General features: G+C 75.0%; 23 protein-coding genes and 1 pseudogene. 8 read left to right on the forward strand and 16 right to left on the reverse strand.

The features are described 5' to 3' along the window. Positions 1-50 precede the first annotated feature (50 nt). Positions 51-1,631, forward strand: coding sequence for a M28 family peptidase (locus ENKNEFLB_RS03305; protein ID WP_214057890.1), 1,581 nt, complete (start codon positions 51-53; stop codon positions 1,629-1,631). Here ENKNEFLB_RS03305 and ENKNEFLB_RS03310 read toward each other — a convergent pair. The 4 genes and pseudogenes from ENKNEFLB_RS03310 to ENKNEFLB_RS22375 all read right to left on the reverse strand — a co-directional run bounded on the left by ENKNEFLB_RS03310 (position 1,600) and on the right by ENKNEFLB_RS22375 (position 4,968). Continuing rightward, a complete protein-coding gene (locus ENKNEFLB_RS03310) occupies positions 1,600-1,842 on the reverse strand; it encodes a hypothetical protein (protein ID WP_214057891.1) in 243 nt (80 codons plus the stop codon). The genes ENKNEFLB_RS03305 and ENKNEFLB_RS03310 overlap by 32 nt on opposite strands. A gap of 515 nt (positions 1,843-2,357) precedes the next feature. Next, a complete protein-coding gene (locus tag ENKNEFLB_RS03315) occupies positions 2,358-3,917 on the reverse strand; it encodes an HNH endonuclease signature motif containing protein (protein ID WP_214057892.1) in 1,560 nt (519 codons plus the stop codon). A gap of 161 nt (positions 3,918-4,078) precedes the next feature. Continuing rightward, positions 4,079-4,570, reverse strand: a pseudogene (locus ENKNEFLB_RS22370) (LOG family protein); the annotation flags it as partial. A gap of 56 nt (positions 4,571-4,626) precedes the next feature. Beyond that, complete coding sequence (locus tag ENKNEFLB_RS22375) at positions 4,627-4,968, reverse strand: hypothetical protein (RefSeq protein WP_246535819.1); 342 nt, start codon at positions 4,966-4,968, stop codon at positions 4,627-4,629. A gap of 269 nt (positions 4,969-5,237) precedes the next feature. On the opposite strand from ENKNEFLB_RS22375, the gene ENKNEFLB_RS03325 reads away from it, so the two are divergent. The 6 genes from ENKNEFLB_RS03325 to ENKNEFLB_RS03350 all read left to right on the forward strand — a co-directional run bounded on the left by ENKNEFLB_RS03325 (position 5,238) and on the right by ENKNEFLB_RS03350 (position 11,332). Continuing rightward, the gene (locus ENKNEFLB_RS03325; protein WP_214057893.1) at positions 5,238-5,906 is read left to right on the forward strand and encodes an HAD family hydrolase; all 669 of its coding nucleotides are present in this window, start codon (positions 5,238-5,240) and stop codon (positions 5,904-5,906) included. 152 nt (positions 5,907-6,058) lie between these two features. After that, entirely contained in the window at positions 6,059-7,312 is a 1,254-nt protein-coding gene (locus tag ENKNEFLB_RS03330; protein ID WP_214057894.1) for a sedoheptulose 7-phosphate cyclase, read from the forward strand. After that, a complete protein-coding gene (locus ENKNEFLB_RS03335) occupies positions 7,305-8,126 on the forward strand; it encodes an O-methyltransferase (RefSeq protein ID WP_214057895.1) in 822 nt (273 codons plus the stop codon). Before ENKNEFLB_RS03330 ends, ENKNEFLB_RS03335 begins: the two co-directional genes overlap by 8 nt. 41 nt (positions 8,127-8,167) lie before the next feature. Beyond that, a complete protein-coding gene (locus tag ENKNEFLB_RS03340) occupies positions 8,168-9,472 on the forward strand; it encodes an ATP-grasp domain-containing protein (protein ID WP_214057896.1) in 1,305 nt (434 codons plus the stop codon). A gap of 1 nt (position 9,473) precedes the next feature. Further along, positions 9,474-10,553, forward strand: a complete 1,080-nt coding sequence (locus ENKNEFLB_RS03345) for a D-alanine--D-alanine ligase family protein (RefSeq protein ID WP_214057897.1) — start codon at positions 9,474-9,476, stop codon at positions 10,551-10,553. 2 nt (positions 10,554-10,555) lie between these two features. After that, positions 10,556-11,332, forward strand: a complete 777-nt coding sequence (locus ENKNEFLB_RS03350) for a TauD/TfdA dioxygenase family protein (protein ID WP_214057898.1) — start codon at positions 10,556-10,558, stop codon at positions 11,330-11,332. A gap of 3 nt (positions 11,333-11,335) precedes the next feature. On the opposite strand, the gene ENKNEFLB_RS03355 is transcribed toward ENKNEFLB_RS03350, so the two are convergent. Both ENKNEFLB_RS03355 and ENKNEFLB_RS03360 read right to left on the reverse strand, forming a co-directional pair. After that, positions 11,336-11,554, reverse strand: a complete 219-nt coding sequence (locus ENKNEFLB_RS03355; RefSeq protein WP_246535820.1) for a YbdD/YjiX family protein — start codon at positions 11,552-11,554, stop codon at positions 11,336-11,338. Next, the gene (locus tag ENKNEFLB_RS03360) at positions 11,551-13,755 is read right to left on the reverse strand and encodes a carbon starvation CstA family protein (RefSeq protein WP_214057899.1); all 2,205 of its coding nucleotides are present in this window, start codon (positions 13,753-13,755) and stop codon (positions 11,551-11,553) included. Before ENKNEFLB_RS03360 ends, ENKNEFLB_RS03355 begins: the two co-directional genes overlap by 4 nt. A gap of 290 nt (positions 13,756-14,045) precedes the next feature. Between ENKNEFLB_RS03360 and ENKNEFLB_RS03365 the strand changes: the two genes are divergently transcribed. Further along, positions 14,046-14,540, forward strand: coding sequence for a DUF4190 domain-containing protein (locus tag ENKNEFLB_RS03365; RefSeq protein ID WP_214057900.1), 495 nt, complete (start codon positions 14,046-14,048; stop codon positions 14,538-14,540). 69 nt (positions 14,541-14,609) lie between these two features. On the opposite strand, the gene ENKNEFLB_RS03370 is transcribed toward ENKNEFLB_RS03365, so the two are convergent. From ENKNEFLB_RS03370 to ENKNEFLB_RS03415, 10 genes are all read right to left on the reverse strand, one after another. Beyond that, positions 14,610-15,638, reverse strand: coding sequence for a zinc-binding alcohol dehydrogenase family protein (locus ENKNEFLB_RS03370; protein WP_214057901.1), 1,029 nt, complete (start codon positions 15,636-15,638; stop codon positions 14,610-14,612). Positions 15,639-15,794: 156 nt separating this feature from the next. Beyond that, positions 15,795-15,941: a hypothetical protein gene (locus ENKNEFLB_RS03375; RefSeq protein ID WP_214057902.1), complete on the reverse strand. Its 147-nt coding sequence runs from the start codon at positions 15,939-15,941 to the stop codon at positions 15,795-15,797. Positions 15,942-16,074: 133 nt separating this feature from the next. Further along, entirely contained in the window at positions 16,075-16,752 is a 678-nt protein-coding gene (locus ENKNEFLB_RS03380; RefSeq protein ID WP_214057903.1) for an HAD-IA family hydrolase, read from the reverse strand. A 274-nt stretch (positions 16,753-17,026) separates the two neighbouring features. After that, positions 17,027-18,379, reverse strand: a complete 1,353-nt coding sequence (locus ENKNEFLB_RS03385; RefSeq protein ID WP_214057904.1) for a glycosyltransferase — start codon at positions 18,377-18,379, stop codon at positions 17,027-17,029. Beyond that, positions 18,376-19,356: a hypothetical protein gene (locus tag ENKNEFLB_RS03390; protein ID WP_214057905.1), complete on the reverse strand. Its 981-nt coding sequence runs from the start codon at positions 19,354-19,356 to the stop codon at positions 18,376-18,378. The genes ENKNEFLB_RS03385 and ENKNEFLB_RS03390 overlap by 4 nt, the downstream gene beginning before the upstream one ends. Next, positions 19,353-20,357: a WcbI family polysaccharide biosynthesis putative acetyltransferase gene (locus ENKNEFLB_RS03395; protein WP_214057906.1), complete on the reverse strand. Its 1,005-nt coding sequence runs from the start codon at positions 20,355-20,357 to the stop codon at positions 19,353-19,355. Before ENKNEFLB_RS03395 ends, ENKNEFLB_RS03390 begins: the two co-directional genes overlap by 4 nt. Next, a complete protein-coding gene (locus tag ENKNEFLB_RS03400) occupies positions 20,354-21,163 on the reverse strand; it encodes a glycosyltransferase family 2 protein (RefSeq protein WP_214057907.1) in 810 nt (269 codons plus the stop codon). The genes ENKNEFLB_RS03395 and ENKNEFLB_RS03400 overlap by 4 nt, the downstream gene beginning before the upstream one ends. Continuing rightward, positions 21,160-22,191: a glycosyltransferase gene (locus tag ENKNEFLB_RS03405; protein ID WP_214057908.1), complete on the reverse strand. Its 1,032-nt coding sequence runs from the start codon at positions 22,189-22,191 to the stop codon at positions 21,160-21,162. The genes ENKNEFLB_RS03400 and ENKNEFLB_RS03405 overlap by 4 nt, the downstream gene beginning before the upstream one ends. Next, positions 22,188-23,318 (reverse strand): glycosyltransferase, encoded by a 1,131-nt coding sequence (locus ENKNEFLB_RS03410; RefSeq protein WP_214057909.1) that lies wholly within the window; start codon positions 23,316-23,318, stop codon positions 22,188-22,190. Before ENKNEFLB_RS03410 ends, ENKNEFLB_RS03405 begins: the two co-directional genes overlap by 4 nt. Beyond that, complete coding sequence (locus ENKNEFLB_RS03415) at positions 23,315-24,493, reverse strand: glycosyltransferase family 1 protein (protein WP_246535821.1); 1,179 nt, start codon at positions 24,491-24,493, stop codon at positions 23,315-23,317. The genes ENKNEFLB_RS03410 and ENKNEFLB_RS03415 overlap by 4 nt, the downstream gene beginning before the upstream one ends. Positions 24,494-24,629 lie beyond the last annotated feature (136 nt).

Here is a 24,629-nt window from a genome sequence, read left to right on the forward strand (position 1 = left end):
CAACCGCCCCGCCGATCGGCTCGGGGCCAGAACACCTCGGGAGCACCATCGTGTCCTCACGTCCCACCACCCGTCGCCGGCTCGGCGCCGGCGGCCTGGCCCTCGGCCTGGTCCTCGGCGCCACCGCAGCCGGGGCCACCGGCCTGTCAGCGGCCACCGCCGCGGAGAAGAAGCCGGGCGCGTCCGCGGACCGCAAGGCAGGTCCGACCGTCGACCGGCTCTCGCGGCAGCTGCAGCGCGCGACCACGCCGCAGGGCGTGCGCGAGCACATGCTGCGCCTGCAGGCCATCTCCGACGCCAACGGCGGCAACCGCTCCACCGGCACCCCCGGCTACCAGGCCAGCAAGGACTACGTCGTCAGCCAGCTGCGCAACGCCGGCTACCGGCCGCAGGTGCAGCCGTTCTTCGTCGACGTGTTCCGCGAGAACGCCCCGACCGAGCTCGAGCAGGTCTCGCCGGACCCGACCACCTACGTGGCCGACGAGGACTTCACGGTGATGGACTACTCCGGCTCTGGCGAGGTCTCGGCCGAGGTCGTCGTCGTCGACACCGACCTCAGCCCGAGCGCGACCTCGACCAGCGGCTGCGAGGTCGACGACTTCGCGACCTTCCCCGACGGCGCGATCGCGCTGATGCAGCGCGGCACCTGTGCGTTCGCCGTCAAGGTGGCCAACGCCACCGAGGCCGGCGCCGCCGGCGCGATCGTATTCAACCGCGGCACCGAGGGCGAGGACGGCGTCGTCGCCGGGACCCTGGGCGGACCGGGCGACTACGTCCCGGCCGTCGGCGCGAGCTACGCCACCGGGCTCGACCTGGCCGACGCCGGCACCGTCGCGCGGATCGCGGTCGACGCCACCTCCGAGAACGCCCGCACCTGGAACGTCGTGGCCGAGACGCGGTCCGGCAACGGCGGCAACGTCGTGATGGCCGGCGCCCACCTGGACAGCGTCGCCGAGGGGGCCGGCATCAACGACAACGGCTCCGGCTCCGCCGGCCTGCTGGAGCTGGCCGAGGCCGCCGCCGAGCGCGGCTCCTTCCGCAACACCGTCCGCTTCGCCTGGTGGGGTGCCGAGGAGCAGGGCCTGTTCGGCTCGGACCACTACGTCAGCGACCTGAAGGCCGACAACCCGGGCGCGCTGGCCGACATCCGGATGTACCTGAACTTCGACATGATCGGCTCGCCGAACTTCGTCCGGTTCGTCTACGACGGTGACGGCTCCGCCGGCGGCCCGGTGGGCCCGGCCGGCTCCGCGGCCATCGAGAAGTCCTTCCGCACGCACTTCCGCGGCAAGGGCCTGACCTCCGCCCCGACCGAGTTCAACGGTCGCAGCGACTACGGCCCGTTCATCGCCGAGGGCATCCCCGCCGGTGGCCTGTTCAGCGGCGCCGAGGGCGTCAAGACCGACGAGGAGGCCGCGCTGTTCGGCGGCACCGCCGGCGAGGCGTACGACGCCTGCTACCACCAGGCCTGCGACGACATCAACAACATCAGCATGCGCGCGGTGAACCAGTTCACCAACGCCATGGCCGACGTCACGGCCCGGTACGGGGCGAGCACCAGGGCGCTGAACGCGGACTACGAGCGCACCTCGCGGGCGTTCACGCCGCGCAGCGACGCCGCCCGCCGCTGACCCGGCCGGGCACCACAGCACGACAGCACGCACGACAGGACGGCCCCGGGACCACGGTCCCGGGGCCGTTCCCCTTCCTGCGGCGCCGACGTCGGAGGGTGCGGAGCAGGTCGCGCATCCGGGCGACCTCGGCGGACTGGCCGGACGACACGTCGAGGGCCAGCTCGGAGACCTGGAGGGCGCCGCCGACGACCGCGACGTCGTCGGCCATCGTCACCGCACCCAGGGCGGCATCTCGGCGTGGAACCTCACCAACGCCGCCAAGCCCCGTGAGATCGGCTGGTTCGCCCGTGGTCCGATCTCGGACGAGCGCCTCGTGCTCGGCGGCTCCTGGTCGGCCTACTGGTGCCGCGGCCACATCGACAGCAACGACATCCAGCAGGGCCTGGACGTGCTGAAGATCGAGTTTCCGCGCCTGGCCCGCTCGCCCGCCAGCCCCGCGGTGCGTCCCGGGAGGGCGCTCGTGAACCTCGACGACAGGTCGACGCGGGGTGAGCGCTCGTGCGGGCGGACTCGGTGGTCGAGGAGCGAGCGCCAGTGTCACCGGTGGTCGAGGAGCGAGCGCAGCGAGCGTCTCGAGACCAGGGCCGGTGGTCGGTCGACGTGTGATCTGCATGCATCTGGTGTGTGCAGATCACCCATCGACGGGGGTGAGGGGGCCTGGGCGTGCCGGTACCGCCGGTGGGCGTGGCCGGTCCGGCGGTACGGGTGCTGCTGAGTGGTGGGTCAGAAGGGTGGGGTGTCGTTTCGGGGTGGAGGCTCGGCGGCGCCGTCGGGATCGTCCGGTACCGGGGGCGGTGCCTGGTACGGGGTGGTGTCGGGTTGCTCGGGCAGTGGGTCGGGTGGTGGCCCTGGTGGGAGCTCGTCGAGGGGGTGGGTCCCGGCGTGGGATCTGAGGTACCGCTGGCCGGCGGGACTCCGCCAGAGGTAGAGCCCGGGTCCGAGGACGTCGTAGTTCCATCCCATGTGGGTCTTGGCGCGGTGGTGCTGGCGGCAGGCGGGGGCGACGTTGCCTGTCTCGGTGGGGCCGTCGGGGTGGGGGATGACGTGGTCCATGTCGGCGAAGACGGCCGGGTTGGTGCACCAGGGGAACACGCACGTCAGATCGCGCAGGGCGGTCTGTTCCTTGAGGCGGTCGGAGCACTCGTAGGAGTCGCAATGGATCGTCTCGGCGAGGTCGATGACGGGCCGGATGGTGATGCTGGCGGCGGTGTGGGCCCACTGGCGGACCTGGGCGGTGGTGATCGGGCCCTTCGCTGGGTGGCGGTGGTCCAGGCGGGAGAGCTGGGACGCGCTGGTGGGGCTGGTGGTGCAGAACAGCGGGTTGAAGACGGCGCCGGGGATGTGGGCGTACAGCACCAGGTGCTTGCCGGTCGCCGGTGACGCCTTCCCGGTGCTGGTCGCGGTGTCGGTGTTGTTGTCGGGGAGGGTCTGTTCGCCGAGGGCGAGGGAGCCGAGGGCCTGGGAGCGGCGGACGTCCAACGAGTCGGTGGATCCGTCGGCGGCGAGGGTCTTCGCCCGGTCGCTGACGGCTGCTTCGAGGGCGATCGCGTCGGCGAGGTCGAGGCCGGCGTCGAGCTGCACCGTGCCATCGACGTGCTCGCTCAGGCCGATGCGGCAGTACCTGCCGTCAGCGGCGGCTTTCCGCTTCTCTTCGGCCGCCTCAGGGTCCCAGCGTAGGAGTGCTTCGTCGGTGATCCGGGTCAGCTGGGCGTAGGAGAGGGCGTGCGCGAAGGGGGCGACGAGGCGGTCGACCTCGGCGGCGCCGTCCTCGCACAGGCTCATGGTCTTCTCTGCGACCTGGCGGGCCCGCCACACCGGACACGCGCCGGAGGTGACGCGTTCCCACAACCGGGGTAGCCGGTAGCGCAGCTCGAGCGTGATCGCGACCTGGTTCGCACCGGACCGGGTCGAGACACCCAGCACGGCGGACAGCTCGATGACCGCGGACTCGCGGACCAGGGGGCAGCCGGTCCCGCCGAGGGTCAGGCCGTGGTCGCCGTACCCGGCGATCCACATCGCTTCGTCGTCGGTGAGGGCCTCGTTGGCCACGCACCAGTCCACGATTGATTGGAGGACCGCGACGTCGGCTGCGGCTTGCACGGCCTTGGCGTTCTTGACCACCGCGAGTGCCTCGACGCGGGTGGTCTCGCGTGTGGTGTCGAGTGCGTGGACCCATTCCCAGAACGAGGGGTCGGGTGACATCACCGCCTCCACCTCCACCTGCACGTCAACGTCGAGCGTCGGGTCGGGCCCGGTGCTGTCGTCGTCGGCGGTGGTGGTCATGCATCCAGTATACTCGAACACGCGTTCGAACGCTAGCTGGATCTGGGGGTTGTGGAGGGGGTCTCGAGACGCTCGCTGTCGCTCCCTCCTCGACCACCGGGGCCGACGCTCGCTCCTCGACCACCGGTGGGGTGCTCCCTCCTCGGCGGGCGGCGGCGACCTCAGGCGCGGGCGGCCATCAGGTCGAGCAGGGTGGCGGGGTCCCCGACGCGGAGGAGGTGGTCGAGGCGGTCGCGGCCGACGAAGCCCTCGTCCACGGTGTGCTCGACCAGAGCCAGCAGCGGGGACCAGTACGCCCCGGTGTCCAGCAAGCCGACCGGCTTGCGCTCCAGCCCGTGCAGGCCGAGCTGGGCCCAGGTGAGGGACTCGAAGAGCTCGTCGAGGGTGCCCAGCCCGCCGGGGAGCGCGACGACACCGTCGGACAGCTCGGTCATCAGCGCCTTGCGCTCGTGCATGCTGCCGACGACGCGCAGGTCGGTGAGGCCGTCGTGGGCGACCTCGCGGTCGGCCAGACCCTGGGGGATGACGCCGACCACCTCGCCGCCCCCGGCCAGCGCGCCGTCGGCGACGGCGCCCATCAGCCCGACGCGGGCCCCGCCGTACACCAGGCGCAGCCCGCGGGCGGCGAGCTCGCCGCCGAGGGCGGTCGCCGCGGCGGCGTACTCCGGTCGTCATCCCGACGCGGACCCCGAGAACACGCAGACGCTCCTCACGCGGCCACCGTACGACGCGCCGGGCGCCGCCCGACCGCCACCAGCGCGTACCCGCAGCCGACCAGGACCGCTCCCAGCACCAGGACCTGTCCGGTCATCAGCAGCGGCCGGGCCGGGTCGAGGGCGTCGTAGACGGCGAGGTCGGCGGAGACGTACCAGGCGAGGTAGACCAGCGGCGCGAACGTCCAGGTCAGCGGGTGCCACCACGGCGCGACCGTGCGCCGGCGACCGACCAGGACGTAGTCGAGGACGACCAGGACGGGCGTGACGACGTGCTCGAGCAGCGACCACGCGCTGAGCAGGTTGCCGTTCTGCATCGGCAGGTAGGCCAGCGCCACCAGGCGCCAGCACCACGCCGAGCAGGCCGCTGAGGGCGACCGTCGACCGCCACGCGACGAGGGGGAGGACGGAGGACGGAGGCACCCGCCGGATCATGCCCCGTTCAGGTCCCGTCCACCATCCGTTCGCCCGGGCACCCGCGCCCACCCGTGCGGAGGGTCCCCGCCCCGGGGGGTCCTGGCAAGGTCGTCATGGCGCCACGGCACGTCGGCCCCGTTCGCGGGCCGCTCCGGCGGCGCCCCCACTTCCACGCGACGACAGGACACCCATGACCGCCCTCCTCCTCGGCTCCATCAGCACGCTCGCCGACACCTCCGAGATCCAGCGCGACGCCTTCAACCGGGCCTTCGCCCAGCACGGCCTCGACTGGGAGTGGGGCCAGGAGGAGTACCGCGGCCTGCTCCAGGGCAACGGCGGCAAGGACCGCGTCGCCGACTACGCCCGCGAGCGCGGGCAGGACGTCGACGCCGCCGCCGTCCACGCCACGAAGTCCGAGCTCTACCAGGCCGCGCTGGCCGAGGCCGACATCGCGCCGCGCGACGGCGTGGTGGAGACGATCCGCCAGGCGCAGGAGGCCGGCACCAAGGTCGCCCTGGTCACCACCACCTCGCGCGACAACATCGACGCCCTGGGCCGCGCGCTGGCCGCGCACCTCGACCTGTCCGGCCTGGACCTCGTCGTCGACGCCTCCCAGGTCGACGCCTCCAAGCCCGACCCGGCCGCCTACCGCTACGCGCTGCAGCAGCTCGGCGAGGAGCCGGGCGCGTGCGTCGCGGTCGAGGACAACGTCGGCGGCGTCCAGGCCGCCAACGCCGCCGGGGTCGCCTCGGTGGCGTTCCCCAACGAGAACACCGCCGGCCACGACTTCTCCGCGGCGTCGGGCCGGCTCGAGCAGCTGACCCTGGTGGACCTGCAGGAGTACCTCGCCGCGTCCTGAGCCCGTCCCACCGCCCCTCGCCCCGTCCGCTCCGGCGGAGGGGTGGTGGGGCCCTCGTACGATCCGACAGCACGACCCTGATGTACCCCTGCCGCCCCACCGCACTGCTCCACCGCACCCAGTCCGGCCCGTGTGGGCCACAGGAGATCATCATGAGCGACCCCCAGGCCCGGCTCGAGGCCACCGAGAACGCCTTCCACGTCGAGGCCTACGAGAAGATCGACTACTCGCTGCTCCTCACGCCCCACGTCTTCGACCCGGCGCGCCCCGAGCTCGCCGACACCTTCCGCCCCTTCGGGCGCTGCCTGATGGTGATCGACGAGCAGGTCCAGGCCCTGCACGGCGAGCGCGCGCAGGCGTACTTCGACCACCACGGCATCGACCTCACCGTCGTGGAGGTCCGGATCGCCGAGACCGCCAAGTCGCTGCGCACGCTCGAGGACATCGTCGACTCCTTCAGCGACTTCGGCCTGCTGCGCAAGGAGCAGGTCCTGGTCGTCGGCGGCGGCCTCACCACCGACGTGGCCGGCTTCGCGTGCGCCTCCTACAAGCGCACCACCGACTACGTGCGCATCCCGACCACCCTGATCGGGCTGATCGACGCCAGCGTCTCGATCAAGGTCGGCGCCAACCACGGCAAGTTCAAGAACCGCCTCGGCGCCTACCACGCCTCGAAGAAGGTCTTCCTCGACTTCTCGCTGCTCCAGACGCTGCCGACCGACCAGGTCCGCAACGGCATCGCCGAGATCATCAAGATCGCGACCGTCTCCCACGCCGGCATCTTCGAGTCGCTGGAGAAGTACGGCGACGAGCTGCTGCACAGCGCCTTCGGGTACGCCGAGGGCGCCGAGCACCTGCGCGAGGTGTCGGACTCGATCACCTACGACGCGATCCGCACCATGCTCGAGCTCGAGGTCCCGAACCTGCACGAGCTGGACCTGGACCGGGTGATCGCCTACGGCCACACCTGGAGCCCCACGCTCGAGCTCACGCCCGAGCCGCCCCTCTTCCACGGCCACGCGATCGCCGTCGACATGGCGTTCTCGGCCACCATCGCCGAGCAGCGCGGCTACATCACCACCGCCGACCGCGACCGCGTGCTGGCGCTCTTCAGCCAGCTCGGCCTAGCGATCGACAGCCCGTACTTCACCGCCGAGCTCGTCGAGCGGGCCACGGCGTCGATCCTGCAGACCCGCGACGGCAAGCTGCGCGCGGCCGTGCCGCGCCCGATCGGCACCTGCCACTTCGTCAACGACCTCACGACCGAGGAGCTCGCCACGATCCTGGCCGAGCACAAGCGCGTCGCCGCGGGCTACCCGCGCGGCGGTGAGGGCGTCGACCAGTACACCTCGAGCGAGAAGGTCGGCCCGCAGGTCCCCGAGCTGCCCGAGGCCGCCAGTGCCTGACCCGCGTCCGGTCACGCCGCTGGGCATCGCCGCCGACCTGCTGGAGCAGGTGGAGAAGCGCCTGGCCGGGGTGGACGGCGTCGGCGACGACGTCCGGGCCGACCTGGCCCGGGCCACGTCGCTGGTCGCCGGCCTCGACCCGTACGTCGCGGCGGTCACCAGCCCGGCCTCGCCGGCGCTCGAGGCGCTCGAGACGCGGACCCGCCAGGCCGACTGGGGCACCCGCACCGAGCAGGCCGGCCTGGTGCTGGAGCAGGAGATGCTCTCGGGGCACGTCGAGGGCCGCTTCCTGGCCTTCCTGGTGCACGCCACCCGGGCCCGTCGGGTGCTCGAGGTCGGCATGTTCACCGGCTACTCCGCGCTGACCATGGCCGAGGCGGTCGGTGCCGGCGGCAGCGTCGTGGCCTGCGAGCTCGACCCGGCCACCGCGGCCTTCGCCCAGGACTGCTTCGCCTCCTCCGAGGCCGGCGAGCGGATCACCGTCGAGGTCGGCCCCGCCGCCGACACCCTCGTCCGGCTCGCCGACGACGGCGCGCTCTTCGACCTGGTCTTCGTCGACGCCGACAAGCCCGGGTACGCCGGCTACCTCGACGCCGTGCTCGGCACCGGTCCGGACGACCCGGGGCTGCTCGCCGACGGCGGCGTGGTCTGCGTCGACAACACCCTGCTGCAGGGCGAGCCCTGGGCGGCGACGGCCGGGTCGGCCAACGGCCGGGCGGTGGCGGCGTTCAACGAGCGGGTGGCCGCCGACCCGCGGGTCGAGCAGGTGCTGGTGCCGCTGCGCGACGGCGTCACCCTGCTGCGACGGGTCTGAGGGTGCGGGTGACGACGGCGGCACGCACACGGGGCCGGACCGTGGGCCGGACGCTGGGGGCGCTCGCGCTGCTGCAGGCGACGCTCCCGGTCGACTCCGTCGTGACCGCCGCGGCCCTGCTGCGCCGGCGACGCGCCGAGCCCGCGCCGGCGGCGCAGCGCCGCACGGTCCTGGTCAGCGGCGGGAAAATGTCGAAGTCGCTGGTCCTGGCCCGGGCCTTCCACGCCGCCGGCCACCGCGTGGTGCTGGTGGAGTCCGGCCGCTACCGGCTGACCGCGCACCGGTTCTCCCGCGCCGTGGACGCCTTCCGGGTCGTGCCCCACGAGACGGACCCGGCGTACGCCGCGGCGCTCGTCGAGGTCGCCCGCAGCGAGGGCGCCGACGTCTACGTCCCGGTGTGCAGCCCGGCCTCCAGCATCGCCGACGCCGACGTGCGCGCGGACCTGGAGGCGGTCGGCTGCGAGGTCGTCCACCTCGGCCCCGCCGACCTGCGGATGGTCGACGACAAGGCGTCCTTCGCCGAGGCCGCGGTGGCCGCCGGCCTGGCCGTGCCGGACTCGTACCGGATCACCGACCCCCAGCAGGTGCTGGACCTCGACCTCGCCGGCCGGCCGCGGCCCTACATCCTCAAGTCCATCCCGTACGACCCCGTGCGCCGCCTCGACCTGACCCTGCTGCCGCGCCCCACCCGCGCCGAGACCGAGGCGTTCGTCCGCTCGCTGCCGATCTCGCCCGAGCAGCCGTGGATCCTCCAGGAGTTCGTCGAGGGCACGGAGTACTGCACCCACGGCACCGTCCGCGACGGCCGGCTCCAAATGCACGTCTGCTGCCGGTCCTCGGCCTGGCAGCTGACCTACGACCACGTCGACCACCCCGGCATCCGGGCGTGGGTCGAGACCTTCGTGGCCGCGCAGGGCGAGGGCTTCACCGGGCAGGTCTCGCTGGACTTCATCGAGGACGCCGACGGCGTCGTGCGGGCGATCGAGTGCAACCCCCGCACGCACTCCGCGATCACGCTGCTGGACGGCCACCCGGGGCTCGCCGCGGCGTACCTCGAGGACGCCCCGGCCGGGGCGCCCGCCCTGGAGCCGGTCGGCGCGCGCCCGACGTACTGGACCTACCACGAGCTCTACCTCGGGCTGCGGCACCCGCGGTCGCTGCCGGGCCGGCTGCGCACCCTGCGCGGCGGGCGGGACGCCGTCTTCGACGCCGCCGACCCGGTGCCGTTCTGGTGGCTGCACCACGTGCACGTGCCGGCGCTGCTGCTCGGCAACCTGGTCCGGCTGCGGCCGTGGCTGAAGATCGACCTCAACATCGGCAAGCTCGTCGAGCCGGCGGGGGACTGAGATGACCGAGCCGACCGCCGTCACCGTGCTGCACCTCGCGGGCTCGTCGACCAGCGACTTCTACGCCGACGTCTCCCGGCTCTACGCCGCCGACTGCCTCGAGGCCACCGCGGGGGAGCGGTACGAGTTCCACGTCGCCTACGTGACCCCCGACGGCCGGTGGCGCTTCCCGGCCGACCTGTCCGCAGCCGCGATCGACGCCGCGGAGCCGACCGACCTGCCCGGTGCCGTCGCCCGCATCGCCGCGCTCGCGCCCGACGTGATGGTGCCGCAGATGTTCTGCGTGGCCGGGATGACCCACTACCGGGCGCTGTTCGACCTGCTCGGCGTGCCCTACCTCGGCAACACCCCCGACGTGATGGCGGTGGGCGCCGACAAGGCCCGCGCCTCGGCGGTCGTCGGCGCGCGTGGCGTCCGGGTGCCGGCCTCGCAGGTCGTCCGGCCCGGCGACGCGGTCACCCTCGACCTGCCGGTCGTGGTGAAGCCGGTCGACGCCGACAACTCCCTGGGCGTGACGCTGGTCCGCGACGCCGCCGACCTGCCCGCGGCCGTCGAGGCCGCCTGCGCGCACGCCGTCGGCGCGCGGCGGGCGCTGGTCGAGACCTACGTCGAGCTCGGCCGCGAGGTCCGCTGCGGCGTCGTCGACGTCGACGGGGAGCTGGTGGCGCTGCCGCTGGAGGAGTACGCCGTCGACGCCACCACCAAGCCGATCCGCGACGAGGCCGACAAGCTGCGTCGCGCCGAGGACGGAGAGCTCGGCCTGGTCGCCAAGGACGCCGAGCACGCCTGGATCGTGGCCGACGACGACCCCGTCGTCGCGCGCGTGCAGGAGGCCGCGCTGCGCTGCTACGACGCGTTGGGCTGCCGGCACTACGGGCTCTTCGACTTCCGGGTCGACCCCGACGGCGAGCCGTACTTCCTCGAGGCCGGCCTCTACTGCTCCTACGCCCGCACCAGCGTCGTGGCCGTGATGGCCGGCGCCGCCGGGATCGACCTCGACCGGCTGTTCGCCCTCGCCGTCGACGACGCCCTCACCAGCCCCCCAGCCAGCCCTGCCGCCCGTCCCCGACCCCAGGAGTGACCATGCAGACCGAGATCCTCGAGCCCGTCGGCGTCCGCGTCACCGACGTCGACCTGACCCACCCCGACGCCGACCTGTGGCCGGTGCTGCGCGCGCTGCTCGCCGAGCACGGTGTGGCGGTGCTGCCCGGCCAGGAGATCGACGACGACGCGTTCCTCGCCTTCCTGCAGGGCTTCGGCGAGCTCGCCTTCACCGCGGGCGAGACGCCCCTGGAGGGCTACCCCGACCTGAACCTGATCAGCAACGTCGGGCGCGAGACGCCGCCGGTGAGCAACTTCCACGTCGACACCTCCTACGTCGCGCAGCCCCCGGCGTACACCGCGCTGCGCGCGGTGAGCATCCCCGCGGCCGGCGGCGCGACGCAGTTCACCAACCAGTACCGCGCCTACGAGACGCTGCCGGCCGACCTGTGCGAGACGCTCGAGGGCCGCACGATCACCCACGTGGTGACCGGCGTCGACCTCGGCCCCGACGACGAGGCCGCCGCCGACCACCCGGTCTTCCGCCCGCACCCGGTCACCGGCCGCCCGGCGCTGTACCTGACCAGCCCGAAGCGCTGCTCGGCGATCAGCGGGATGAGCCCGGCGGAGACCGAGGAGACGGTCGCGACGCTGCTGGCCCACTCCACCCGCCCCGAGAACGTCCTCGACCACGCCTGGGCGCCCGGCGACGTCGTGATCTGGGACAACGCCGCCGTCCTCCACCGTGCCGACCACGCCGGCGTCGTGGGCGACCGGGTCATGCACCGCGGGATGGTCGGGGCGTACGCCGCGGGCTGACCCTCAGCAGCACCGACCCTGGGTCGCGCCCTCCCGCACGTGGTCGCGGTGGCGCTCGAACGCGCGGCGGGTCATCGGCTCGGTGCCGTCGCGGTCGCAGCGGGCCAGGTACTCGTCCCACTTCGCCTCGCCGCTGAGCTCCCGGGCGTACCAGCGCACGCCGGCCAGCGCCCGGCGTACGGGCCCCGGGCCCGGCACGGCCCGCGCCGTCGGGGCGCTCACCGTCGGGCCCCCACGTCCTCGTGCTGCCGCTCCTCCCAGGCGCGCACGGCCTCCTTCTCCTCCGCCGTGGCGACGAAGTCGGCCGGGGCGACCAGCTGCGAGGGCTGGGCCGGGACCTCGGTGGTCGGCAGCGACCCGCGGCTGATCGCGCGCACCCACACCAGCACGGCGTTCGCGAGGATCACCAGCACGAGCACTGCGAAGCTGGCCTGCAGGATCCCGTTGAGGGTCGAGTTGAAGACGACGGTGTCCATCTGGCTCGCGTCCGTCGCCGGGGCGAGCACCTCGCCGGCGTCGCGGGCGGCGCGGTAGCGGTCGGCCTGGGCGAAGTACCCGATCAGCGGGTTGTCGGAGAAGACCTTCTGGTAGCTCGCGGTCATCGTCACCACGAGGTCCCACACCAGCGGGATGCCCGGCACCCAGACCCACCTCAGCCAGCCGTGCTTGAGGAACAGCGTCACGCAGAGCGTCAGCGCGATCGCGGCCAGGAGCTGGTTGGCGATGCCGAACAGCGGGAAGAGCTGGTTGATGCCGCCCAGCGGGTCGGTCACCCCGACGTAGAGCATGTAGCCCCAGCAGGCGACCACGACCGCCGAGGCCGACCACGACGCGGGCTTCCAGGAGGTGTCGCCGAAGCGCTTCCAGACGTTGCCGACGGTGTCTTGGAGCATGAAGCGGCCCACGCGGGTGCCGGCGTCGACGGCGGTCAGGATGAACAGCGCCTCGAACATGATCGCGAAGTGGTACCAGAACGCCGCCAGCCCGCCGCCGAACGCGGTGGCGAAGATCTGCGAGATGCCGAAGGCCAGCGTCGGGGCGCCACCGGTGCGCGAGACCAGGTCCTCCTCGACCGACGCCGCCGCGGCCTCGAGGGTCTCGGGGGTCAGCGTGAAGCCGAGGCCGTTGACGAACTCGGTCGCGCCCTGGATGGTGCCGCCGGTCGCGGCCGCCGGGGAGTTGATGGCGAAGTAGAGGCCCTGGTCGATGACGCTGGCCGCGATCAGCGCGGAGATGGCCACGAAGGACTCCATCAGCATGCCGCCGTAGCCGATCATCCGGACCTGGTTCTCCTTGGCCAGCATCTTCGGCGTCGTGCCGGAGCCGATCAGGGCGTGGAAGCCGGACAGCGCGCCGCAGGCGATGGTGATGAAGAGGAACGGGAACAGCGACCCGGCGAAGACCGGGCCCTCGCCGCTCGAGGCGAAGTCGGTGACGGCCTGGTTCTCCAGCACCGGGCGGGCCAGCACGAGGCCGACCGCCAGCAGCAGGATGACGCCGATCTTCATGAACGTCGACAGGTAGTCGCGCGGGGTCAGCAGCATCCACACCGGCAGGATCGAGGCGACGAAGCCGTACAGCACCAGCGCGATGGTCAGCGTCTCCGGCGAGAGGGTGAGGGTGTCGCCGAGCGCGCTGTTCTCGACGTAGCCGCCGCCGATGATCGCGGCGAGCAGCAGCACGACGCCGATCCCGGTGACCTCGAGGACCTTGCCGGGACGCCAGAAGCGCAGGTAGAAGCCCATCAGCAGCGCGATCGGGATGGTCAGCCCGATCGAGAACACGCCCCACGGCGACTCCGCCAGGGCGTTGACCACGACCAGCGCCAGCACCGCGAGCAGGATGATCATGATCGCGAAGACCGCGATCAGCGCGGCGGTGCCGCCGACCACGCCGATCTCCTCGCGCACCATCTGGCCCAGCGACTTGCCGTCGCGGCGCATCGAGAAGAACAGCACGACCATGTCCTGCACCGCGCCGGCGGCGATCACGCCGACGACGATCCAGATCGTGCCGGGCAGGTAGCCCATCTGGGCGGCCAGGACCGGCCCGACCAGCGGACCGGCGCCGGCGATCGCGGCGAAGTGGTGCCCGAAGAGCACCCGGCGGTCGGTGACCTCGAAGTCGGTGCCGTTCTCCAGCCGCTCGGCCGGGGTGGCCCGCGTGTCGTCGAGCTGCAGCACCCGGCGCGCGATGAACCGCGAGTAGAAGCGGTAGGCGATCAGGTACGACGACAGCGCCGCGAACAGGATCCACAGCGCCGAGACGGACTCGCCGCGGCTGAGCGCGAGGACGACCCAGCAGGTGGCCCCGACGAGGGCGACGAGCACCCAGACGGCGATCGAGCGCGGGGTGGCGCGGTCCGCGCGGCGCGGCTGCGGGGCCGCGTCCCCGGGTGGTCGCGAGGTGGTGGACGTGGACATGGGATCTCCTCCGAGCAGGATGGTGAGCGTCGTCACGTTACCTCCGCGAGGCGCCCGCGCGCCGCACGCCCGCCGTACGGGGGCGCGCCCGGGCCGCGCGTGGCGACCCGGAAGGGGGGTGTGGTGTGAGTACCGTGCGGCCATGTCCACCACGACCTGGCTCGTCCTGCTCGTCCTGGTGCTCGCGGTCCCGCTGGCCGCGTGGGCCGGGGTACGCCTGCTGCGCGACCCGCATCGCAAGCGCTGACCACCCCCAGGCCCGTCTTCCCCCACCGCAAGGAGTCCCTGCCATGACCCAGCCCCCTCCCGAGAGCCCGTACGGCAACAACCCGAACCAGCCGGGCCAGCCGAACCCCTACGGCAGCCAGCCCGACCAGTACGGCAACCAGCCGAACCAGTACGGCAACCAGCCGCCTCAGTACGGCAACCAGCAGTACGGCGGCCAGCCGCAGTCGCAGAAGAAGGGCCTGGCCATCACCGCGCTGGTGCTCGGCATCCTGGGCCTGCTCGGCAGCATCTTCGTGGTCGGCGGCCTGCTGAGCATCTTCGCGATCATCCTCGGCGTCGTCGCGCTGATCCAGAGCAGGAAGCCGACGCACGGCGGCAAGGGCCTGGCCATCTCCGGCATCGTGCTGGGGGTGATCGGCCTGGTGATCGCCGGCGCGATCCTCGCCTTCGTCGGATCGATCTTCGGCGACATCGCCCAGTGCGTCGACGACGCCGGCGGCGACCAGGCCGCGATCGACCAGTGCGAGCGGGAGTTCAACGAGCAGTACACGAACTGACGCACGACCCCGTACGCCCACCGAGGCCCCCGTCGTCCGCGACGGGGGCCTCGCTGCGTTCGCGGGGGATCAGGCGCGGACCGTGAGGACGACCTTGCCGATCGTCGAGCCGGACGCGAGCTGGCGGTGCGCCGCGCGCAGGGTCGCGGCGTCGAGTCCCTCGACGACGGTGGTCGCGGTGTGGCGCAGCGTGCCGGCGTCGACCAGGCGGGCGACCTCGTCCAGGAGCCGGCCCTGCTCGACCAGGTCGGCGGTGCCCTGCATCGAGCGGGTGAACATCAGCTCCCAGCGCCACGCGATCGACTTGCCCTTGAGCGGCAGCAGGTCGAGCTGCTCGGGGTCGTCGATGGCCACGACCTCGCCGAAGGGCCGCAGCACCTCGGCGAACGCCTCGACGTTGCCGGCCGAGTGGGCGGTGAAGACGAGGTCGACCCCGTCCGGGGCGATCTCCCGCACCGCGGCCACGAGGTCGTGGCGGTCGACGACGTGGTGCGCTCCGAGCCCCTGCACCCACTCCCGGCTCTCCTCGCGGCCCGCGGTCGCCACGACGGTGAGTCCCGTCAGCTGCCGGGCGAGCTGCACCAGCACCGACCCGACGCCGCCGGCACCGCCCACGACCAGCAGCGTGCCGGTGCGCCCGCGGTCGCCCGGGGTCAGGCCGAACCGGTCGAAGAGCGTCTCCCACGCGGTGATCGCCGTCAGCGGCAGCGACGCCGCCTGCGCGTGGTCGAGCGTGGCCGGCTTGTGCCCGACGACCCGCTCGTCGACCAGGTGCAGCCCGGCGTCGGTGCCCGGCCGGGTCAGGTCGCCGGCGTAGTAGACCTCGTCGCCCGGGCCGAAACGCGTCACCGCGGAACCGACGGACTCGACCACGCCGGAGGCGTCCCAGCCGAGCTGGCGCGTGCCCTCGGTCAGGCCGGCGTGGACCTTGGTGTCGACCGGGTTGACCGACACCGCGGCCACTCGTACCCGGAGGTCGTGACCCTCGGGCGCGGCCACCTCGACGGTGGTCTCGGCGAAGGCGTCCTCGTCGTCGGGCCCGCGGCCGCCGCGGGCCACCCAGGCGGTCGTGGTGGTGGGGGCGGGGGTGCTGGTCATCGGGCTCCTCGGGTCGGCGCTGGTCGGCGGCACAACCACCGTGGCGGCCGCCGTGTTCCGTCGCCTCACCGGTCGCGCCGGCCGGTGCCGCAGACACGACATCCCCGCCACCGGTGCGGTGACGGGGATGCGCGCGGAGCTCGCTGCGGGTGTCGGTCAGTTGGTGCGCGAGCGCGACCGGCTGCGGCGGTTGCGCCGGCGGTTGCGCCGGCGGCGTCGACCGTCCCGGCTGCGCGAGTCGGTGTTGTCGCCGCGGGCGGCGACGGCGGGGGTGAGGGCGGTGAAGATGCCGGACCGGGCCATGGGGTGCTCCTGGGGTTCGTGGTCCCCCGCGTCCGCGGGGCTGATGTCATGAACCTTGGCTGGCCCCGGTGAGGGGGCCGTGAGACGCCGATGAGAGACCACTCACCTCGGGCGCCGCGCCCGGCCGGGGCGGCTACGCCCGCCGGGCCAGGTCGCGCCGGACCGCCGGCAGCTCGGCGGCGTCGGTGACCTCGTGGGCGGGGGCGGGCCCGTCGGGGTCCACGGCATGGCCCGGACGGACCAGCCGGACGACGTCGATGCCGGCCTCGAGCGCGCCGCGCACGTCGCGCGCCGAGGCGGCCACGTGGATGAGCCGGTCGGGCGCGGCCGCGTCGACGGCGGCGGCGTAGATCCGCGGGTCCGGCTTGAAGGCGCCGAGCCGCTGCGAGCTCAGCACCAGGGACGGGTCGACGAGCGCGTGGGCCCGGGTCAGCCGGGCCAGGTCGTCGTCGACGTTCGACAGCAGCCCCACCCGCGCCTGCTCGGCGACCGCGGCGACGCCGGCAGCGACGTCGGGCCACAGCGGCCAGTCGCCCGCCCCGGCGTGCAGCTCGGCGAGGTCGGCCCCGGCGAGGGCCGGGTCGACGCCGAGGGCGCCGTAGGCCTCCGCGAGGGCGCCCAGCGAGACCTCGCGGAACGAGGTGGGGTGCTCGGCGGTGCGCTGGGCGGCCTTGTTGCAGCCGTCCCACCGGTCGTAGAGCTCCTCACCGGTCTGCGACCACCCGCGCCGCCGGGCGATCGCGTCGAACGTGCGGGAGGCGCCGGTGCGGGTGTCGGTGAGGGCGCTGAACAGGTCGAAGGTGACGATCACGCCGCCCATCCTCACCGAGGCTGGTCGTCCTGCGTAGGGAAGGTGGACCCGCGGCCCCTGCTGCCCGCGTCGCTGCAGGTCAGCGGCTGCCCTGACCGCGCCTCGCGCGATCACTACGCGGGACGACCAGGCGGATGCCGACGGAAGAACGTACACAAGCCGTCCCGCCGTGAGCGCGACCAGAGACACACCTGGCTGACCTGGGACGATGCGGCACGGGCGGCGGCCAGATCGGGTCGGGACCGGGTTGTGTACGTTCTTTCGTCGGCGGCGGTCAGCGCCAACCGCCCCAGCGCGCCTGGACGGTCACGTCCTCGCCGACCGCGGTCAGACCGGGCGACGCAGGGCGGGTGAGGCGGGGGTGCAGGTCGTCGCGCCCCCAGCGGGCGGCGCGGCGCTCGGCGCGCAGGGTCGACCACGTCACGAGCGGCGCGCCGCGGGTCACCTGGACGTGCCCCGCGGCGTCGGCGCCGCGCAGCAGGTCGGCGTGCTCGGTCCAGGCCGCGGGCGGTCCGCTGACCGCGGCGTGCAGGTGCAGGCGCCGCCACGCGGTGCGGGCCGGTGCCGTCGTGAGGTGGTCCGCGCCGGCGGGGTGCACGAGGACCCGGTGGTCCCCGAGCAGCAGCGCGTGCTGCTCCGCCGTCGCGAGCACCCGGGCGCGGGGCAGCGCGGCCAGCAGGCTGTCGACGGCGACGACCAGGGCGTCGCCGCCGAGCCCGGGCGCCAGGGTGACCAGCGGGTCCGCGGCCCCGTCCGGGGACAGCCCGGCCGGGCCCAGCCCGGGGGCGGGGATGCGCCGGCCGACGGCGAGGGTCTCGGCGAGCAGCCGCTCCCGGCCCTCGCCCTCGGTGCCCCAGCCGGGGCGCTCGGCGCGGTCGGGGCCGTCGTGCCAGGCCACCGCGTCGGGCACGTGCGCGAGCAGCGCGCCGTGGGTCCAGGCGCGGTGCGCCCACTCCCAGTCCTCCCCGCCGTACCGGTCGAAGGTCTCGTCGAACCCGCCGACCGCCGCGAACATCGCCGCCGAGCAGGACACGACCGCGCCGAGCACCAGGCGCAACGAGGTCTCGTCGGCGTCCAGGAGGTCGCGGCAGCGTGCGAGCTCGTCGCGCAGCCAGGTGGGCGCCGCCAGCTCGTGCGCCGGCCCGGCGACCTCGACGTCGGCGTCGGCGGGGACGCCGGACAGGTCCGCGTGCCGACGGTGCCCGGTGGTGACGACCTCGGGGGCGAGGCCGGGCAGGCGGGCGACGCGGGAGACGTACCCGGGCTCCGGGGTGGTGTCCGCGTCGAGGAAGACCAGCACCTCGCCGGTCGCGGTCGCGGCGCCCCGGTTGCGGGCCTTGGCGGCCCCGAACCCGTCGTGCACGTGCGTGACCACCTCGACCCCGGCGGGCACCTCCGGCGGCTCCGGGGAGCCGTCGTCGGCGACCACCACCTGCAGCCGGTGGGCCGGGTGGTCCTGGCGTGAGAGCGCGTGGAGGGTCCGCGCCAGCTCGAGCGGCTGCCGGTAGTGGGTCACGACGACGGTCACCGACGGCGGGGCCGGGTCGGCCGGGTCGGCCGGGTCGGCTGGGTCGGCCGGGTCGGTCAGCAGGTCCCAGCGGTTGCCGGGGACGGTGCGGCCCCTCACCGTGGCCACCAGCCGAGGTACGCCGCCGCGACCTCCGGCAGGCCGGGTGCGAGGCCGACCCCGGGTGCGAGCCAGGTGCCTGCCGGGTCCGCCGCCGCCCGGGCCAGCGCACCCGGCAGGTCGCCGGCGAGGGTCAGCGTGCCGGGACGCAGCGCGGCCATCTCGCGGGCGTAGGTGCCGTCGGTGACCAGCGGTCGACGTCGCGCCGCCACCCAGCTGTTGACCGACCCCGACGCGGAGACGTGGTGGTGGGCGGCGACCGGCACGTCGACGTCGGCCAGCGCGGCGGGCAGGTCGGCGTCAGCGACCCACCCGCTCACCTCGAGCCCCACGTCGAGCTCGGAGGCGAGCGCGCCCAGCTCGTCGAGCAGGTGGTCGTGGCCGGCGGCGACGCGACCGAGGGCGCGCAGGACGACCGGGCCCGGCCGGTCGCGGCGCAGCCCGGCGCAGGCGCGGAGCACCTCGTCGTGGCCCTTGCCGGGGTAGACCCAGCCGAGCACGCCGACGACCAGCGGGTCGCCCGCCGCGCGTTCCCGCGGGCCGGCGCCGTGCGGCACCGGCAGCGGCATCACCGGCAGCGGCACCACGACGCCGTCGTCGGTCGGGTCGAGGTGGCGTCGCACCAGCGCCCGCTCGTGCTCCGAGCTGACCACCCAGCCGCGGGCGGCGGCCACCACCGCGGCGTACGCGGGCACGCGCCGCGCGAACACGTCGCCGTCGCCGGGCTGCGGCACGTCGTGCAGGGTCACCGTCATCGGCTGCCGGCGCCCGAGCGCGACCAGCCGGGCGGAGGTCTCCTCGCCGGTGGCGCCGAGGAGCCGGTCGGTGACGTGGACGTGGACCGGCTGCGGGTCGAGGTCGAGCAGCGCCGTCAGGTCGAGGGTGCGCGCGCCGACCGCGGCGGCGACCTGCATGGCGTGCAGCGTGACGCCGTGCCCCGGCAGGTCGGGGACCAGGTGGACCGGCGGCGCGCTCACGGCGTGCCCCCCGGCAGCTCCAGGCCGAGCAGCCCGCGCAGCGCGACCGACCGGGCCAGGACGACGTCGAGGACGTCGGGGCGGGTGGCGTACCAGGCCAGGTGGGCGGCCTCGACCTCGGCGACCGGCACCGGTCGGCCACCCAGCAGCCAGTGGTCGCGTGCGGGTGCGGCGGGGTCGAGCACGGCCGCGACCGAGGCCTCGCGCGGGGCGTGCACGTGGTCCAGCAGCGGCCGGGCGACCCGCGTGGGGCGGTCGGTCAGACCCAGCGCCGTGCGCACCCGTCGGCCGAGGGGCTTGAGCAGGGCGTTGCCGGGGTGGTTGACCGTGCGCAGGTGGGCGAAGGTCGGGGCGAGCAGCAGGTCGTGGGCGACCAGGGTGCCGTGCCGGGCCTCGCGCAGGGCCAGCTGGGCCCGCGAGTCCTCGCAGACCGCGGCCACGGTCGCGGCGTCGGGGGCCGGCCCGAGTGCGGCGCCCACCGGCGGCGGGGTGCGCCCGGCGCGCAGCCACGCGGCGCGGACCGCGGTCCGCACGTCGTGGTAGGCCACCAGCGGCGGGTCGGGGTCGGCCAGGCCGGGCGGGTGCACGACCAGGTGGCAGGGGTACGGCCCGGCGTGCCGCACCGGCGGCACCAGCACGTGCCGCAGGTCGGGGCGGGCCCGGTCGAGCACCTGGGCGGTGCCCAGCGGCAGCCCGCGGTAGTCCTCGCCGACCGGCTGGCTGACCAGCAGGTCGAGCCGGGGCAGCAGCCGGTGCAGCGGCTCCAGGTCGCCCGGTCCGAGCTCGTGCAGCGCGGGCAGCCGGACCGTGCGCACGTCGTCGTCCTGGAGCACCAGGCGCAGCGACTCCGCCTGGCAGTTGCCCAGCACCGCGAGCAGCGGGACGCCCTCGGGGGGTGCGGGCGGACCGTCGTAGAAGTCGCCGTAGTGCGCCCGCTCGGCCGGGGTGCGCGCGGCCGTCCAGGCGGTGGAGGTCGCGGCGGGGGAGGTCGGGGCGCTCATCCGGCCACCTCCCAGCCGTCGGGTCCGAGCCGGACCAGTCCGCGCTCGCCCAGCTGCTCCAGCCAGCCGGCCATCGGCCACCAGCCCCACCGGCGGTGGAAGACGTGGGCGTTGCGGACGATGTCGGCGACGTGCTCGACCGGCGGGCTGCTGACGGGGTGGTGCTGGTGGTAGGCCCGGGCGCCGCCGAGCCAGGTCAGGCCGAGGCCGGCGCGCCGGGCGAGCTGGGCGGCGTCGGTGTCCTCGCCGCCGTACCCGACGTAGTCCTCGCAGAAGCCGCCGAGCGCGTCCAGGTCGTCGGCGCCCAGCGCGAAGGACAGCGACCAGAACAGGTCCCAGTCCTCGGAGTCCTCCTGCTCGCCCGGGGCCGGGGCCGGCCGGGCGGGGTGGGGGGCGTCGGCCGCGGCCAGGCGGGCCAGGTCGTAGCCGGCCGGCGGGGCCGGCGGGAGGTAGGTGACCGGGCCGCACCACACGCGTCCGGGGCGCGAGCGGACCGCGTCGGCGTACGCCGTCACCAGGCCGTCACCGGCCAGGCAGTCGACGTCGAGGTGCACCAGCACGTCGGCGCCGAGCGCCCGGGCGCGGCGGGCGCCGGCGTTGCGGGCCGCCGCGAGCGGCAGCCCGAGGGGGTCGCGGTCGACCTCGACCACGTCGGGGACGAGGCCGTCGGGGCGCCAGCGGGCGACGGACGGGTCGTCCATCGCCACCACGACCCAGTGGTCGGGCGGGTCGGCCAGCAGCGAGTCGTGCTGACGGCGCAGGTGCGGCGACCGGCCGTGGACGATCGTGACGACGGCGGTGCTCACGGTCGGCCTCCGGCGCCCAGCACGACGTCGGCCATCCGGGAGGCGGCGCCCCCGTCGACCCAGCCGGCCCAGCGGCCGCCGTCGAGGCGGGCCGCCCTGCGCACGAGCCCGGCCCAGTCCGCGCCGGCCGGGTCGTCGACGACCAGCGCGGGCCACGCCTCGTCGGCCAGGACCCGTCCGGTCGTGGCCTGCTCGTCGTGCGGGCGGTCCTGCGGCACGACCACGGCGGGGACGCGGGCGGCGGCGACCTCGGCCAGGGAGTTCTGGCCGGCCGCGGTGACCACCACGTCGGCGGCCCGGATCTCGGCCCACGGGTCCGCGCTCCACGAGCCCGGCCCGAGCACCCGCCAGACCAGGTCCGGTGCGGCCGCGGCGCCGCGGGCCGCGGCCTCCTGCAGGACCCCCGAGCCGCCGCCGGTGCCGGCGAGCACCACGACGGAGCCCGCGCGGTCGGACGCGACGGGGGAGGGGTCCGGGGCGAAGCGGGACAACCCGCCCAGCGGCTGCAACCGGGCGGCCACGTCGGCGGGCAGCCCGGGCGCCATCCCGTGCGCGGCGCGCGGCCAGAAGGACACGACCGCGGCCGAGACGCCGAGACCCAGCGCGTGGGCGGCGTCGTCACGGCGCCCGGGCAGCACGACCGAGACCACGGGCACGCCGTGCAGCCGGGCCAGCAGCGTCGCCTCCTGGGACACGTCGGTGACCACGACGTCGGGGTCGGCGTCGGCCAGCCAGGCCGACAGCTGCGCCGTACGACGGGCCAGGCCGCGGTGGTGGCGCGGCACCCAGTGCAGCCGCCCGTGCGCGGTGGCGTCGACCGCCCCGGGGTCGGCGACGGCCGGGTCGTCGTCGCGGTCCAGCGCCACCCACTCCCCGGGCCAGCCGGTCGGGCGGGGCGCCGACGACAGCCCGGTCACCACGACCCCGCGACGGTGCAGCTCGCCGGCCACGGCGGTGGCGCGGTGGGCGTGGCCCGAGCCGTGGTGGTGGACGTAGTAGCCGACGGTGCGCGAGCCAGCGGTGCTCACGCGACCAGGTCGCCCTGGTCGGCGCGGGCGTAGACCCTCTCGTACGCCGTGAGCATGACGTCGTGGGAGTAGTGCCGCACCGCGTGCTCGCGCGCCGCGCCGCGGTCGAGCCGGGCGGCGGTCCTGATCGCCCGGGCCAGGGAGGCGACGTCGCCTGGGTCGGCGAGGGCGCCGACCCCGTCGGTGAGGATCTCCGGGAGCGCGCCACGGGCGTAGGCCGCGACGGGGGTGCCGCTGGACAGCGCCTCGATCGCTACCAGCCCGAACGGCTCCTCCCAGGCGGGGGTCACCACGGCCACGCAGGAGTGCGCGGCGACGTGGCGCAGCGCGGCCCGGCCGAGGTGGCCGAGGTAGCGGGCGTCCTCGGCCAGCAGCGGGCGTACCTGCTGCTCGAAGTAGGCGCGGTCGAGGACCGGCCCGGCGAGGTCGATGGCCACGCCGGCGGCGCGGGCGGCGAGCACGGCCTCGTGCGGCGCCTTCTCGGGGACCAGGCGGCCCGACCACAGCGCGCGGCGCCCGCCCGGCCCGGCGTACCAGGCGTCGGTGTCGACCGCGTTGGGTACGACCTCGGCGCGCAGGGCGTGCCGCCAGGACCGGGCGGTGGCGCTGCTGACGGCGACGAACCGGTGCCGCTCCGAGGCCAGGGCGGCCGCGGACTCCAGCCACGGCACGGGCGGGGTGTGCAGCGTGGTGACGACGGGCTCGTCGAGCACGTCGGCCATCGCGATCGGCAGGTGGTGCAGGGAGTTGTCGTGGACGACGTCGAAGCGGCGGCCGGTGCGGCGGCGCAGGCCGAGCATCAGGTCCAGGTACGCGTGGTGCTCGCGCATCCACCGCTCCGGCGGCGCGCCGACGTCGGCGCGGGCCGCGGTGCTGCTGGTGAAGGTGTCCACGGCGAGGTCCACCGCGGCCAGGCGGGGGTCGCTGCCGGGGGCGGCGAAGACGGTGACGGCGTGACCGCGGCGACGCAGGCCGAGGACCAGGGCGTGGGTGTGGGCCTCGAGGCCGCCCGCGAACGGCTCGACCAGCGGGAAGCGGGCCGGCCCGATGACGGCGACGCGCATCCGGGGCCCGGCCCCGCCGCCCACCGTGCTCGTCGGCGGCGGGCCCGCCACGACCGCCGTCACGCGGCGCCCTCGCTCGCGCCGGCGCGCGCAGGACGGGCGGCGGCGGTGCGGACTGCGTCGCGGTAGACCGCGTCGTGGGCGCGGGCGACGGCGACCCGCTGGGCGTGCCGGGCGTCCGCGTCGAGCCCGGGCAGGCCGGTGGCGCGGGCGGCGAGGGCGTGGTGGACCGCGGCCACGACCGACGCGGTGTCGGCACCCTCCCCGTCGGGGGCGTCGGGGTCGGCGGCGTACGTCGCGTCGGCCCCCTGGGTCGCGTAGTGGCCGGTGCCCGGGGCGACCACGGAGGTGCCCAGGTCGTGGCACATCTCCAGCCAGCCGGAGTGGGTGCCGAAGCGGTAGGGCAGCACCATCGCGTCCAGCGCGGCGACCGCCGACCAGAGGTCGTCGTCGTCGAGCGGCTCGTGCACGACCAGCTCGATCGTGCCGCGGGCGGCGGCGTCGTCGAGCGCGGCGACGAGGCGGGCGGCGCGGTCGTCGCGGGGGTGCCGGTGGGTGGCGCGGTGGATGCTGACGACCGGACGCACCCCGTCGCCCGCCAGGGCCTCGAGGGCCGGCAGGAGGCGCAGGACGTCGGTGTTGGCGCGGAGGTCCTTCACCGCGACGCCGACGCGGGGATCGGCGGTGGGTGCGGCGGAGCGGGACGCACGGACCCGGCGCATGACGTCCAGGTCGACCACGTGCGGGTGCGGGACCACGGTCGGGCGCCGGCCCCAGCGGGCGAGGACCTCGTCCGCGGCGCCGTCGGTCAGCGTCAGCAGCGCGTCGGCGGCCGGCACGAGGACGTCGAGCTGGGCGCGCAGCAGGGCGGGGTCGGTGTGGTGGGGGTTGCGGAGGTCGTGGACGGTCAGCACCAGCGCCCGACCGCGGGCGTGCAGCGCGGTCACGAGCTCGTCGAGCTGCGCCGGCGTGCGGTCGTCGAAGCCGAAGTGGACGTGCATCAGGTCGACGTCGCGCGCGGGCACCCACTCCGGGCGCAGCATCGCCGGCGGCCACCAGCGGCCGTGCGCGGTGCGGGTCGGGTCGCCGGGGTGGTCGGGGTCGGGGTCGGGCAGCCGGACGACGGTGCCGGGCAGCGCGTCCGCGGGGGCGGAGAGGTGGCGCACGTACGGGTGGTCGGCCGGCACGGACGCGACGACCAGCGGCACCGGTGGCGCGGCGGCTGGGCGTGGGCTCATGACGTACCTCTCGGGCGCGGGCGCACCTCTCGAGGACGAGGGTGCGCGGGGTTCAGGGCGGCCGGTGGTTCGGGGCACAGCACCTGCCTTCGCTGCAGCCCACGTTCGTCGGTCGGGGCCGGACCTACTACCCCCC

Origin of the sequence: Nocardioides aquaticus (assembly GCF_018459925.1) — a bacterium.
GTDB classification, from domain to species: domain Bacteria; phylum Actinomycetota; class Actinomycetes; order Propionibacteriales; family Nocardioidaceae; genus Nocardioides; species Nocardioides aquaticus.

What these genes read in the sequence shown, in the direction of transcription:
- ENKNEFLB_RS03310 (WP_214057891.1), bottom strand. Translation starts at nt 1,842, where the DNA reads ATGGCCGACGACGTCGCGGTCGTCGGCGGCGCCCTCCAGGTCTCCGAG.
- ENKNEFLB_RS03315 (WP_214057892.1), bottom strand. Translation starts at nt 3,917, where the DNA reads ATGACCACCACCGCCGACGACGACAGCACCGGGCCCGACCCGACGCTC.
- ENKNEFLB_RS03325 (WP_214057893.1), top strand. Translation starts at nt 5,238, where the DNA reads ATGACCGCCCTCCTCCTCGGCTCCATCAGCACGCTCGCCGACACCTCC.
- ENKNEFLB_RS03330 (WP_214057894.1), top strand. Translation starts at nt 6,059, where the DNA reads ATGAGCGACCCCCAGGCCCGGCTCGAGGCCACCGAGAACGCCTTCCAC.
- ENKNEFLB_RS03345 (WP_214057897.1), top strand. Translation starts at nt 9,474, where the DNA reads ATGACCGAGCCGACCGCCGTCACCGTGCTGCACCTCGCGGGCTCGTCG.
- ENKNEFLB_RS03350 (WP_214057898.1), top strand. Translation starts at nt 10,556, where the DNA reads ATGCAGACCGAGATCCTCGAGCCCGTCGGCGTCCGCGTCACCGACGTC.
- ENKNEFLB_RS03360 (WP_214057899.1), bottom strand. Translation starts at nt 13,755, where the DNA reads ATGTCCACGTCCACCACCTCGCGACCACCCGGGGACGCGGCCCCGCAG.
- ENKNEFLB_RS03365 (WP_214057900.1), top strand. Translation starts at nt 14,046, where the DNA reads ATGACCCAGCCCCCTCCCGAGAGCCCGTACGGCAACAACCCGAACCAG.
- ENKNEFLB_RS03370 (WP_214057901.1), bottom strand. Translation starts at nt 15,638, where the DNA reads ATGACCAGCACCCCCGCCCCCACCACCACGACCGCCTGGGTGGCCCGC.
- ENKNEFLB_RS03375 (WP_214057902.1), bottom strand. Translation starts at nt 15,941, where the DNA reads ATGGCCCGGTCCGGCATCTTCACCGCCCTCACCCCCGCCGTCGCCGCC.
- ENKNEFLB_RS03395 (WP_214057906.1), bottom strand. Translation starts at nt 20,357, where the DNA reads ATGAGCGCCCCGACCTCCCCCGCCGCGACCTCCACCGCCTGGACGGCC.
- ENKNEFLB_RS03415 (WP_246535821.1), bottom strand. Translation starts at nt 24,493, where the DNA reads ATGAGCCCACGCCCAGCCGCCGCGCCACCGGTGCCGCTGGTCGTCGCG.